This window comes from Ruegeria sp. AD2(2025) (assembly GCF_056542385.1).
On record NZ_JBQFZS010000010.1, the window covers coordinates 96,496 to 109,208 of the forward strand.

Here is a 12,713-nt window from a genome sequence, read left to right on the forward strand (position 1 = left end):
GAGCAGATAATAGGTCATGCGAAGAAAGATGGCGTCTGAACACCACCCCTACGGGTCAAGTGTTCAGCCTTAGCTGTCCCAGATCCCGTAATACATTCGCAGTCCTCCCTCGGTTTGAGTCAGGCGCACCCTGCCAAAACTTGCGGGATTTGTCATCCCCTTTTGAGACTTCGTCTTAATCCGCCAGCAATTCTTCGCGGTTCAGCGCGAAATCCGAGGCGATCCAACGCGCCTCAAGCTCGGCCAGTTTTGCGCCCAGCGCGGGACCTGAGAAGGCGGGGATCAGATCGGCAGCCTTGATCGGAAAACTGGCCGCGGCCCCTTGTTCCAGAGCGGCGGCAAGGTCGTTTGACCATGGCTGTTCCAGAAACGCACATCGCAGCAGGGTTTCGTGCAAACCGCCTTCGGACCCATAGCGATAGCCGAGTTCCGCGACGCTGGTGGCCGCCATGGCCTCGTCGCGCATTCGGGTCAAACGCTGCAGCTGCGCACGGCTCAGGCGCAGGGTTTTGGCGGCCTCCGGTGGCGCGATTGCGGCCAGACGACGAATCGCCTCGGGCGCGGCGTGGGCGTCCTGTTCCAGCTGGATCAGAACGGCCAGCGCCCGGTCATCTGCACTTGGTAGCAGTTGCGCCAGCACCCCGGTGCTGCGCATGGCGGCAACCGAGGGTGTTGGGTCGGGCGCGGCCAACAATTTCAACATCTCGGCCCCGACGCGTTCGCGGGAAAGTGTCTCTAAACCGTCCAAATTTGCGGCAATTGCAGCCAATGCATCAGGGTCGAACCCGGCCTCGGCATCGCCGTACCACGCGTGAAACCGGAAATAGCGCAGCGACCGCAAATAGTCCTCGCGGATACGATCCTGAGCCTCGCCGATAAACCGCACCCGCCGCGCCTGCAGGTCTGGCAAACCGTCCAGCGGGTCAAGGATCGTGCCATCGGGACGAGCATAAAGAGCGTTCATGGTGAAGTCGCGGCGCGCAGCGTCCTCTTCCACCTTGTCCGAAAACGCGACGACTGCCCGGCGGCCATCGGTTTCGACATCGCGGCGAAAGGTAGTGACCTCGTGTGGGATACCATCGCTGACCACAGTGATCGTGCCATGATCAATCCCCGTGGGGATCGGTTTCAACCCGGCCTGCTGCGCCAGTTCCATCACCCGTTCGGGCCGCGCATCGGTTGCAATGTCGATATCCGAGACCGCAGCCCCCAGCAGCGCGTTACGCACGCAGCCCCCCACAAACAACGCCTGCGCGCCACTTTCGGTCAACGCGGCACAAACCGCCTGCGTTGCCGGCTCACGAATCCAGTCTTCGGTGATCTGCTTCATTCGCCCATCCGTGCGGCCAACCCGCGCAGCATCCGCGCCGTGGCACCCCAGATGTAATAGGGGCCATAGGGCACGGCATAGTAATATCGTCTTTGGCCGCGCCAACGGCGCGACTCGACAACATAATTCTCGGGGTTGAGCACATGCGCAAGCGGGACCGAAAAAACCTCGTCCACCTCGCCGGGTTCAGGGACGGTGTCAAAACTGGATTCCACCACAGCAACCACGGGCGTGACCGAGAACGACGTGACCGTTTCATGGGTCGGCAGGTGACCCAGGATCCGTGGCAAGTCGGTCGGCAGGCCGATCTCTTCCTGCGCCTCGCGCAATGCGGTGGCGGTGACGTCCATGTCCCCGTCATCCTGTTTGCCGCCGGGAAAAGCGATCTGACCGGGGTGGTGTTTCAGCGCCGATGATCGCTTTGTCAGGATCAATCGGGGCGCGTCATAAGCCAACGAAACAGGCACTAACACACCGGCAGGGCGCAGTTTGCGCCCTGCAAGCAACACTGTGTCGGGGTTCAGGTCAAAGTCGCTGGACCCCGCACCGTCCCGGCCCAACGCCGCCGTCAAATCACTGATCAGATCACGCGCCATCCGGACCTTCGGCCTCGAACCCGACAGTGGTCGGGTCCAGCACGTAATGCGCGCCGCAGAACTGGCAATCGGCGGTGACGGTGCCCTCGTCGGTGGTCATCGTCGCGATATCCTGCGCCGAATAGATCGACAGGCTTTGACGCACGCGATCCTCAGAACAGGTGCAACCGAACCGGACCTGCTGCGCGTCATAGACGCGGGGTTGTTCCTCATGAAACAAGCGCACAAGCAGATCGGTGGGCGCAATCGACGGACCGATCAGCTCCAGATCGTCCACGGTGTCCAGCAGGATGTTGACGCGGCCCCAGTTCTCACCCTCTTCCCCGTCTACCAAATCGGCGGCAGTCAGAATCTCTCCGCTGCCTTCGCCGGACGCGGCGAAGGGCGAGGCCTTGGGCATATGCTGCAACATAATTCCGCCCGCGCGCCAATGCTCTCCGACGCCGGGTTCGGTCGATTTGCCAAAGCTCAGCGAGAATCGCGTGGGCAGCTGTTCGGACTGCGCAAAGTAAGCCTCGGCGCAGGCGCTCAGCGATCCTCCGGCCAGCGGGGTGATGCCCTGATAGGGCTGCGTGCCCTCGCCCTGGTCGATCATGATGGCGAAATAGCCTTCGCCCACCTGATCAAACGGCGCGGCGTCGGTCAGCCGGTCCCGGTCAAAGCTGGCATAGGCGCGGATTTGCGCGGGCTCACCCTCGACCTGCGGCGCGTAGTAATCGGTTGCGATCATCCGCACCGGGCCTTTGGACTGCACCTGCAGCGACAGCTTCCAGCGCAGCGAAACCGTCTGCCCGATCAATGCGGTCAGCAAGGCCATCTCGGCCACCAGCGCCTCGACCACTTGCGGATAGTCGTGCTGTTTCAGGATGCCGCCCAACACACCATCCAGCCGAGCCACGCGGCCACGCATGTCGGGTACATCAAGTTGAAAGGGCAGGACGGTATCGTCCCACGCGATTTTGGTTCCAAGAGACATGAGGGTTTCCTTACACGCCACAGGTTGGCATACCGCCACCATATAGGTCGAACAAATTGTGTTGAAAGGGGCCATACATGATCAGACGGTTCGGTGAAAGCCCCGAAGCCGGGCGCAGATATACGCGGCGTGTGGGCGTCTATTCCCTGCTGCCACAGGGCAACCGCCTGCTGCTGACCTGTCAGCTGGAACCCGGCCCCGATCTGCAACTGCCCGGCGGCGGCATTGATCCGGGCGAATCCCCAATCACCGCCCTGCACCGCGAAGTGTACGAGGAAACCGGCTGGCTGATCGCCGATCCCCGTCGCGTCGGCGCGTTCCGCCGGTTCACCTATATGCCCGAATACGATCTGTGGGCCGAGAAAATCTGCCTGATCTACCGCGCCCGTCCCGTGCGCCGCATCGGCCCGCCGACCGAACCGTTTCACGAAGCCCTGTGGATGGAAACAGCGGACGCCGTGCATCTGCTGGGCAACGAAGGCGACGCCCATTTCGCCCAGCGCCACCTTCTGGGCCTTTAGGGCCTGTTATATTCGAAGAACACGGCCGAGACGTCATCCTCGAGCCCGTGTTCAGGGGACATGACCTGCGTCAGCCGCCAGAACATATCGTCCAGAAACTCTGACCCCACATTCTCGGTCAGGCAATCAGAGGCCATGCTGCGCAGCCCATTTTCATCCAGCAGGCTTCCGTCTTTCAGGCGACATTCGGTGAAACCGTCCGAATAAAGCAGCAGCTTGTCGCCGGGTTGCATATAAGTCTCGGTCTGGTGAAACGGAACATCCGGCAGCAGGCCGATGGGCAGACCGCCCTCGCCCAGAAACTCGGCCCCGCCATCAGCGCGCAGCAGCAAGGGGTGCGGATGCCCGGCCTGCACCATCTTCACATGACCGTTGCGCAGATCGACGATGGCATAGACCATAGTGAAATATTCCTCGACCCCGGTATCGGCGATCAGACGGGAATTCAGCAGAGCAGCGACCTCTTCCGGGGGCAGCAAGGCATAGAACTTGTTAAAGCGCCGCTCCATCGCGACATTCTGGTCGAAATGCGTGCTGGACAGGTATCCGCCCAGCCGTGCGGTCATCATCGCCGACGTGATGCCGTGACCGGACACATCGATGCTGTAAAACCCCAGCCGGTTGACGCCGGGCGAGAACATGCCCACCAGATCGCCGCCGATATGGCCGCAGGGTTTCAGCAACAGGCTGACCCGGGACTTGCCGAACTGGCCGATCAGCTCGGGCACCAGAGAATCCTGGATCTTGCGGGCCTGCATCAGATCCTTGTCGATGGCGTCATGGGCCAGCTTCAACTCGTTCAGGGCGGTCTCGATCATGCGATTTTTCTTGGACAATTCCCGCTGCATATCCAGAATTCGCGCCCCCGCCGAGATCCGCGCGCGCAGTTCATCCGCCTCAAGCGGTTTGATCAGAAAGTCATCGGCCCCGGCATCCAGCCCCTTCGCCACCTCTTGCTTTTCGCTTTTTGACGTCAGCAGGATGAAATAGCTGTATTGCTCGCTCTCAAGCCCGCGAAACGTCCGGCAGAATTCCAGCCCGCTCATCCCCGGCATGACCCAGTCGCTGAGGACCAGATCGGGCGGATCTCCGGCGCACAGATCAATCGCCGCTTCGCCGGTATCGGCCTCGAGCACCTCGAACCCCCATTTCCTGAGCGAAGCCACCAGGATCCGCCGCTGCAGCCGGCTGTCATCCACGACCAGAACCTTGCGGATCGCGCCGAAGTCCGGCGCGACCCGGCTGTCTGACTGACTGACGTCCGGCACCATGGAATCCCTGCATTTGTTCAACGTCCAAGATGCCACGACGCTAGGGGTGCGGGTTTAACATCTGATGAAAGCCCCCGGGGCTGGCGATTTAACTGCATCTTTACCGCCCCCGCGCTATGCAGAACCCAACCGCAAGAGGGTGACATGATTTACTGGTCCAGAGTCCGGCAATTGCGCGACGAGGTCGGCGCAGATGAATTCGATGAAGTGGTCGAGATCTTTCTGGACGAGGTGCAGGAGGTGATCGCGAAGCTGCGCAACGATACCGCGCGATCCGAATTGGAACAGAACCTGCATTTCCTGAAAGGCAGCGCGCTGAGCCTTGGGTTCGACAGCTTTTCCAAGCTCTGTCAGGATGGTGAGCGTCGCGCGGCGGCGGGCGAAAGCGCTACGGTCGATCTGACCGAAATACTAGCCGCCTATGACCAATCAAAAGCGCTGTTTCAGGACGGGCTGGCCGAAAACCTCCGCTAGATTACGAACTGGGCCAGCGTCTCATCTTCGGTGATGTCGGTATAGGTGAACCCGGCCTCGTCCAGTTGGGCAAACAGACGCATGAAATTCTCGGGTCTGCGGGTTTCGATCCCGATCAGGACCGAGCCGAAATTGCGCGCCGATTTCTTCATGTATTCGAACCGGGCGATATCGTCCTCGGGACCGAGGATGCTCAGGAACTCTTTCAACGCACCTGGGCGCTGCGGCAGGCGCAGGATGAAGTATTTCTTGACCCCTGAATAGCGCTGCGCACGTTCCTTGACCTCGGGCAGCCGTTCGAAATCGAAATTCCCGCCCGAAGTCACACAGACCACGGTCTTGCCGCGCACAAAGCTTTGCACATCGCCCACCGCCTCGATGGCCAGCGCGCCTGCGGGTTCCAGAACGATGCCTTCGACATTCAGCATCTCGATCATGGTGGCACAGATGCGGTCCTCGGCCAGGGTCAGCACATCCGACAGGTGGCGTGATTTCAACAGCTCGAACGGCTTCTCTCCGATCCGGCCCACGGCCGCGCCATCGACAAACGTATCCACATGATCCAGCGCCACAGGATGCCCCGCCGCCAGCGCCGCGCGCAGGCAAGCGCCACCCGCCGGTTCGACGAACAGGCAATGGCTGCGGTCCCCGAACCAGGTCGCCACGCCCGAGGACATACCGCCGCCGCCCACCGGCAGCACGACATGGTCGGGCACGGCCCCCAGTTGTTCTTCGATCTCAACCGCCAGCGAGGCCTGCCCTTCGATCACATCCGTGTCGTCGAAGGGCGACAGGAAATGGCCGCCCTGCTGCGCGCACCAGGCTTGGGCAGCGGCCAGCGTGTCGTCGAAATAGTCTCCGGTCAGGTGGATCTCGATATTATCGCCGCCGAAGATTCGGGTCTTCTGGATTTTCTGCTGAGGGGTTGTGACCGGCATGAAGATCACGCCCTTCACGCCCAGATGCTTGCACATATAGGCCACGCCCTGCGCGTGATTGCCCGCGCTAGCGCACACGAACAGCTCCTGCCCCTGCTGCTTGCGCATGGCATTAAATGCGCCCCGGATCTTATACGACCGCACCGGGCTGAGGTCTTCGCGCTTCAGCCAGATATCGGCCCCGTAGCGCTCGGACAGATGGGCGTTGCGCTGCAAGGGCGTCGCCGGGAAGACAGAGCGCATCGCCTGTTCGGCGGCGCGGGCGCGGGTTGCAAAATCAGTCATGCGCCTGTCACTGGCCTATCCCGCCCGAAAGGGCAAGGAATACATATGTGTGCGGACCCTAGTCCAATTCGCGCTTTTCGATGAAGATCCCGTACATGGTCGTCAGGATGCTGATATTGACCATCGGCAGGATCAGCGTTCCGAAAAACACCGACAGCAGCACCCCCAGAACCGGGACAGCGGCCAGCATGGTAAAGCCAAGTTGCACCAAAAGCTGAAACAGCATGGCCACGATCACCAGAACAACGATGGTCCCGGCGATTCCTTCTGTCTTGCTCCATGCCTCGCCCAGGGTGATCGGATGTCCGATTGCGGCCGCAGGCAGAATGATCGACAAGCGGTACAGGCTGATCGCCAGAAAGATACCATAGACCAGCGATACAACGACGGACACGATCGCAAGAGCCTGGCCCAACACCGCAAAAATCAGCGCGATGGGGATGTAGCCCACCATCGCCAGCAGAACCAGCAACAGCGCACGGCCCAGATAGGCAAGAATACGGTCGGTGCGGAAGGGCGGGACAATACCGCTGGGATATTCCTCGAGCAGGATGAACCGGTGCCAGGACACCGCGATCCAGAACATGACGACCGACATGACCACTACCATCGACAGGATGAAGATGATGACCGTGCCCGGCGACAAATCCGCCGGCAGATTGCTTGTGTCATCGGTGAAGACATCCATGGGCAGGCCCAGCGCCAGAAACAGCCCGACGATGACCAGCGTGGCGATCAATGCCGGGCCCACAGTAATCTGCAGAACCTGCGTGATGTTCCCAAATACCATCCGCAGGGAATGCGCAAAAATTTTCCAGCCCAGCATCTGAAATCTGCCCTTTTCAATCGGTCCGTGTTCTCTATCCCACCGTTTCATCCCAATTCGCAGGCCGGGTCAACGCTGATAACTTGCCCCCAAGGCCAAAACCCGCTAGGGGCCTAGCGTTCTACGCATAAAGGAAGTCAGATGTCCGCGCCCAAGAAAGTTGTTCTGGCCTATTCCGGTGGCCTCGATACCTCGATCATTCTGAAATGGCTGCAAAGCGAATACGGCTGTGAAGTCATCACCTTTACCGCCGATCTGGGTCAGGGCGAGGAGCTGGAACCGGCGCGCGAAAAGGCCGAGATGCTGGGTATCAAGCCCGAGAACATCTATATCGAGGACATCCGTGAAGAGTTCGTCCGCGATTTCGTCTTCCCGATGTTCCGCGCCAATGCGCTGTATGAGGGGCTGTACCTGCTGGGCACCTCGATCGCGCGGCCGCTGATCTCGAAACATCTGGTCGATATCGCCCATGCCACCGGAGCCGATGCGGTAGCGCATGGCGCGACCGGCAAGGGCAATGATCAGGTCCGGTTCGAACTGGCCGCCTATGCGCTGGAACCCGATATCAAGGTGATCGCGCCGTGGCGCGAATGGGATCTGACCAGCCGGACCCGCCTGATCGAATGGGCCGAGGCGCATCAGATTCCGATTGCCAAGGACAAGCGTGGCGAGGCTCCGTTCTCGGTCGATGCAAATCTGCTGCACACCTCGTCGGAAGGCAAAGTGCTGGAAGACCCCGCTGATATGGCGCCCGATTATGTCTATCAGCGCACCGTCCATCCCGAAGATGCGCCCGACACGCCGGAATTCATCGAAATCGGCTTTGAGAAGGGCGACGCCGTCAGCATCAATGGCGAAGCACTCAGCCCCGCCACCCTGCTGACCCGTCTGAACGAATATGGCGGTCGCCACGGCGTCGGGCGGCTGGATCTGGTCGAGGGCCGGTTCGTGGGTATGAAATCCCGCGGCATCTATGAAACCCCCGGCGGCACCATCCTGCTGGAAGCGCATCGCGCCATCGAATCCATCACCATGGACCGCGGTGCAATGCACCTGAAGGACCAGCTGATGCCGCAATATGCCGAGCTGATCTATAACGGTTTCTGGTACTCGCCCGAGCGCGAGATGCTGCAGGCCGCCATCGACAAGTCGCAAGAGCATGTGACGGGCACCGTCCGGGTGAAGCTGTATAAAGGTCTGGCATCGACCGTCGGGCGCTGGTCCGATCATTCGCTGTATTCCGAGGCCCATGTGACCTTTGAAGACGATGCCGGGGCCTACGATCAGAAAGATGCCGCCGGTTTCATCCAGCTGAACGCGCTGCGCCTGAAACTGCTGGCCGCCCGCGACAAACGGCTGGCCAAGTAATCGGTCCATTCAATCAATCAAAGGCCCGGCGTCCGATTGGAGGCCGGGCTTTTTTTGCGCCGGTTCCCGTGGGGTCAGCCTTGTCTGCCGCCGCCTGCGGTCTTTACCCATGGACCTGATCAGAAGGGAGAGGATCATGCTGCAGGACATCGCCGACGGGATTCAGAAAGGCCTGAACGGCAAAAACTTTGACGGCTCGCTGAAATTCGATTGCGGCGATGATGGGGTTATCGTACTGGCCGATAATACCGCCTCGACGCAGGATCGCGATACCGACTGCACCATCCGCATCTCGCGCGAGAATCTGACCAAGCTGTTGACCGGCAAGCTGAATCCGATGACCGGGGTGGCGCTGGGCAAGCTGAAAATCTCGGGCAATATGGGCGTGGCGATGAAGCTGGGGCAGCTGCTGGGGTAACGGGCGATCACGGATAAACTCGTCTCACCAGCCCGTGACAAACGATGTCAGCGCATTGCAAGCGGGCAGAACTAAGGGCAGCCTGATCTCAGAAGGAGACCTGCCATGACCCGGACCGTTTACCTTGACTACCTGAAACCCACAGCGCTGTTCGTGCTGATCCTGCTGGCCGCGATGCTGCGCGCCCTGCCCGCCCCCGCGGCAGGAACCGAGACGCTGACCGTTGCGGGTGGCTGTTTCTGGTGCGTGGAATCCGATTTCGAATCCGTCCCCGGCGTGATCGGCGCGGTGTCGGGCTTTACCGGCGGCAAGGCGGCAAATCCGACCTATGATCAGGTGTCCAAGGGCGGAACCGGCCACTACGAGGCCGTCCAGATCACCTTTGACCCCGCCCGCGTCTCGCGCCAGACGCTGCTGAATATGTTCTTCCGCTCGGTCGACCCCACCGATGCGGGCGGTCAGTTCTGCGACCGGGGGAACAGCTATCGCACCGCCATATTTGTCTCTAACAACGGGGAAAAAGCGCTGGCCCAGCGGGCCAAGTCCGACGCTCAGGCGGCGCTGGGTCAGACCGTTGTCACCCCGATCCTGCAGGCTGGTACCTTTTATCCCGCCGAAGAATATCACCAGGACTACTACAAGGGCGACAAGCTGGTCTTCACCCGCTTCGGACCCAAACGCCAGAAGAATGCCTATAAGGCCTATCGCAAGGCCTGCGGCCGCGACGACCGTGTCCGTCAATTGTGGGGCAGCGACGCACCATTTGCAGCCGGATCCTGATCACGCCCCCGCTTGGATCAGCGATCAATATGCCCCATGTTCCGCGCCGCTGGCCCGCAAGGTCCGCGGCGCGGCGCATTTCCGGGTCACCGACCCTTCCGGACGGTTCTGCCGCTTGCAAGATGCCATCCGCTCCGGCAAGAACAACCAGAGGCATCCCGGCACGCGGGATGGCAGGATCAGTGATCTGATCCCCTGGTGAAACGGATCGGGATTGTCGGGATGGCGGGCCACTAAGGCGCGCTCGGCGATGGCCGGTAATTTGGGTAAGGCGGCACATGAACAAGTCGGCATCCGGTGGTGTCACGCCCATGATGGCACAATATCTGGAAATCAAAGCGGCCCATGCCGACGCGCTGCTGTTCTACCGCATGGGCGATTTCTACGAGATGTTCTTCGACGATGCCGTCAACGCCGCCGAAGCGCTGGACATCGCTCTGACCAAACGCGGCAAGCACGAGGGCGCGGATATCCCGATGTGCGGCGTGCCGGTGCATTCCGCCGAGGGCTATCTGCTGACCCTGATCCGCAAAGGGTTTCGCGTCGCCGTCTGCGAACAGATGGAAAGCCCGGCCGAGGCGAAGAAAAGAGGCTCTAAATCGGTGGTTCGCCGGGATGTCGTGCGTCTGGTGACCCCCGGCACGCTGACCGAGGACGCGCTGCTTGAGGCCCGCCGCCACAACTTCCTGGCCGCCTACAGCGCGGTGCGGGACGAGGCCGCGCTGGCCTGGGCCGATATCTCGACCGGCGCGTTTCACGTGATGCCGCTGACCGGCGCGCGGCTCAGCCCGGAACTGGCGCGGCTGGCCCCGTCGGAACTGATCGTGGCCGACGGAACCGAGCCCGCGCTGCACGAACCAACCCGCGATCTGGGCATCTCGCTGACCCCCATCGGACGCGCCAGCTTTGACAGCACGGCTGCGGAAAAGCGCATCTGCGGGTTATTTCACGTAGGTGCGCTGGATGCGTTCGGCAGTTTCACCCGTGCCGAGGTTTCGGCCATGGGCGCCCTGATCGACTATCTTGAGATCACCCAGAAGGGCAAACTGCCCCTGCTGCAAACCCCACTGAAGGAATCCGAGGATCGCACCGTCCAGATCGACGCCGCCACACGCCGCAATCTGGAACTGACCCGCTCGCTGTCCGGTGGCCGTGCGGGCTCGCTGCTGTCAGTGGTCGACCGCACTGTAACTCCGGGCGGCGCGCGGCTGCTGGAACAGCGCCTGTCCAGCCCCTCGCGCACGCTCGACGTTATCCACGCCCGGCTGGACGCCGTGACCTTCGCGACCGAGGACAGCCTGACCGCCTCGGACCTGCGTGAAGCGTTACGCAAAACCCCCGATCTGGACCGCGCCCTGTCGCGCCTGTCGCTGGACCGCGGCGGCCCTCGTGATCTGGCCGCCATCCGCAACGGGCTGACGCAGGCGGCGGCGATTGCCGATCTGTGCGCCAACCACACCCTGCCGGTCCTGCTGGCCACCGCGGTACAGAACCTGACCGGCTTTGCCGATCTGCTCACCCTGCTCGACGAGGCCCTTGTGGCCGAGCCCCCCCTGCTGGCCCGCGACGGCGGCTTCATCTCCCCCGGCTTTGACAGCGAACTGGACGAAGCCCGCACCCTGCGCGACGAAGGCCGGTCGGTCATCGCCGGGTTTCAACAGAAATACGCGGAACATACGGGCATCACTTCGTTGAAGATCAAGCACAACAACGTGCTGGGCTATTTCATCGAAACCACAGCCACCCATGCCGAAAAGATGCTGAACCCGCCGTTCAGTGAAACCTATATCCACCGCCAGACCACAGCCAATCAGGTCCGATTCACCACCGTCGAACTGTCCGAGATCGAAACCCGCATCCTGAACGCGGGCAATCTGGCACTGGAAATCGAAAAAAGACTCTATCAAAGGCTTTCGGATGCAATTCTGGACCGCGCCGCCCGCCTGAACCAAGCCGCCCGAGGGCTGGCCGAGCTCGACCTGACCACCGCTCTCGCCGATCTGGCCCGAGGTGAAAACTGGGCGCGCCCGCAGGTCGACACCTCGCGCAGCTTTGACGTTCAGGGCGGCCGTCACCCGGTCGTCGAACACGCCCTGCGCCAGCAAAGCGGCGATGCGTTCATCGCCAATGATTGTGATCTCGGCGCCGAGGATGGCGCTGCCATCTGGCTGCTGACCGGCCCCAACATGGCCGGTAAATCCACTTTCCTGCGCCAGAACGCCTTGATCGCGCTGCTGGCGCAAATGGGCAGCTACGTTCCCGCCGAACAGGCCCATATCGGCGTCGTCAGCCAATTGTTCAGTCGCGTCGGCGCGTCGGACGATCTGGCAAGAGGCCGCTCGACCTTCATGGTCGAGATGGTCGAAACCGCCGCCATCCTCAATCAGGCCGACGACCGCGCGCTGGTGATCCTTGATGAAATCGGTCGCGGTACAGCCACCTATGATGGCCTCTCCATCGCCTGGGCCACGCTCGAACACCTGCACGCCGCCAACCAATGCCGCGCGCTGTTCGCCACGCACTATCATGAACTGACCGCGCTGGCCGGTGAACTCGAAGGCGTCGAAAACGCCACCGTCGCCGTCAAGGAATGGGAAGGCGAGGTGATCTTCCTGCACGAGGTCCACAAAGGCGCCGCCGACCGCTCATACGGCGTTCAGGTGGCGCAACTCGCAGGCCTGCCCGCCTCGGTCGTCGACCGCGCCCGCGTCGTGCTGGACCAGCTGGAAAAGACCGAACGCGAGGGCGGCAAACAGAAGGCGCTGATCGACGACCTGCCCCTCTTCTCAGCCGCGCCGCCACCGCCGCCGCCCGCCCCCAAAGCCTCGCCCGTCGCGGCAATGCTTACCGACATCCTGCCCGACGAACTCACCCCCCGCGAGGCGCTCGACCTGATCTATAAACTGAAAGAGGCGGCCAAATCCTGACCG

Annotated in this window: 12 protein-coding genes; 6 read left to right on the plus strand and 6 right to left on the minus strand. The window is 61.8% G+C overall.

All coding sequences use genetic code 11. The features are described 5' to 3' along the window. Positions 1–175: 175 nt before the first annotated feature. Genes ACR1XV_RS17610 through hslO form a run of 3 tightly spaced genes read right to left on the minus strand, consistent with a single transcriptional unit; the run spans position 176 to position 2,902 of the window. On the minus strand, positions 176–1,330 hold the full coding sequence (locus ACR1XV_RS17610) for a CCA tRNA nucleotidyltransferase (RefSeq protein WP_480533716.1): 1,155 nt from the start codon (positions 1,328–1,330) through the stop codon (positions 176–178). Beyond that, positions 1,327–1,926 (minus strand): CoA pyrophosphatase, encoded by a 600-nt coding sequence (locus ACR1XV_RS17615; RefSeq protein ID WP_480533718.1) that lies wholly within the window; start codon positions 1,924–1,926, stop codon positions 1,327–1,329. Before ACR1XV_RS17615 ends, ACR1XV_RS17610 begins: the two co-directional genes overlap by 4 nt. Then, positions 1,916–2,902 carry an Hsp33 family molecular chaperone HslO gene (hslO, locus tag ACR1XV_RS17620; RefSeq protein WP_480533720.1) on the minus strand — a complete coding sequence of 329 codons (987 nt, stop codon included), beginning with the start codon at positions 2,900–2,902 and terminating at the stop codon, positions 1,916–1,918. The genes ACR1XV_RS17615 and hslO overlap by 11 nt, the downstream gene beginning before the upstream one ends. A 77-nt stretch (positions 2,903–2,979) precedes the next feature. Between hslO and ACR1XV_RS17625 the strand changes: the two genes are divergently transcribed. Next, a complete protein-coding gene (locus ACR1XV_RS17625; RefSeq protein WP_480533722.1) occupies positions 2,980–3,423 on the plus strand; it encodes an NUDIX hydrolase in 444 nt (147 codons plus the stop codon). Here the strand turns inward: ACR1XV_RS17625 and ACR1XV_RS17630 are convergent. Continuing rightward, positions 3,420–4,694, minus strand: a complete 1,275-nt coding sequence (locus tag ACR1XV_RS17630) for a PP2C family protein-serine/threonine phosphatase (RefSeq protein ID WP_480533724.1) — start codon at positions 4,692–4,694, stop codon at positions 3,420–3,422. The genes ACR1XV_RS17625 and ACR1XV_RS17630 overlap by 4 nt on opposite strands. Before the next feature lie 144 nt (positions 4,695–4,838). Between ACR1XV_RS17630 and ACR1XV_RS17635 the strand changes: the two genes are divergently transcribed. Continuing rightward, the gene (locus ACR1XV_RS17635; RefSeq protein WP_480533726.1) at positions 4,839–5,168 is read left to right on the plus strand and encodes an Hpt domain-containing protein; all 330 of its coding nucleotides are present in this window, start codon (positions 4,839–4,841) and stop codon (positions 5,166–5,168) included. Here the strand turns inward: ACR1XV_RS17635 and ilvA are convergent. Both ilvA and ACR1XV_RS17645 read right to left on the minus strand, forming a co-directional pair. Then, complete coding sequence (ilvA, locus tag ACR1XV_RS17640) at positions 5,165–6,391, minus strand: threonine ammonia-lyase IlvA (RefSeq protein ID WP_480533728.1); 1,227 nt, start codon at positions 6,389–6,391, stop codon at positions 5,165–5,167. The two genes, ACR1XV_RS17635 and ilvA, sit on opposite strands and share 4 nt — an antisense overlap. Before the next feature lie 58 nt (positions 6,392–6,449). Continuing rightward, positions 6,450–7,217, minus strand: a complete 768-nt coding sequence (locus ACR1XV_RS17645) for a hypothetical protein (protein ID WP_480533730.1) — start codon at positions 7,215–7,217, stop codon at positions 6,450–6,452. Positions 7,218–7,358: 141 nt separating this feature from the next. Between ACR1XV_RS17645 and ACR1XV_RS17650 the strand changes: the two genes are divergently transcribed. The 4 genes from ACR1XV_RS17650 to mutS all read left to right on the plus strand — a co-directional run bounded on the left by ACR1XV_RS17650 (position 7,359) and on the right by mutS (position 12,710). Continuing rightward, on the plus strand, positions 7,359–8,585 hold the full coding sequence (locus ACR1XV_RS17650; protein ID WP_480533732.1) for an argininosuccinate synthase: 1,227 nt from the start codon (positions 7,359–7,361) through the stop codon (positions 8,583–8,585). Positions 8,586–8,721: 136 nt separating this feature from the next. Continuing rightward, complete coding sequence (locus ACR1XV_RS17655; protein ID WP_480533734.1) at positions 8,722–9,003, plus strand: SCP2 sterol-binding domain-containing protein; 282 nt, start codon at positions 8,722–8,724, stop codon at positions 9,001–9,003. 105 nt (positions 9,004–9,108) lie between these two features. Further along, a complete protein-coding gene (gene msrA, locus ACR1XV_RS17660; RefSeq protein ID WP_480533736.1) occupies positions 9,109–9,783 on the plus strand; it encodes a peptide-methionine (S)-S-oxide reductase MsrA in 675 nt (224 codons plus the stop codon). Between the two features lie 311 nt (positions 9,784–10,094). Then, positions 10,095–12,710 carry a DNA mismatch repair protein MutS gene (gene mutS, locus ACR1XV_RS17665; protein WP_480533873.1) on the plus strand — a complete coding sequence of 872 codons (2,616 nt, stop codon included), beginning with the start codon at positions 10,095–10,097 and terminating at the stop codon, positions 12,708–12,710. Positions 12,711–12,713: the final 3 nt, after the last annotated feature.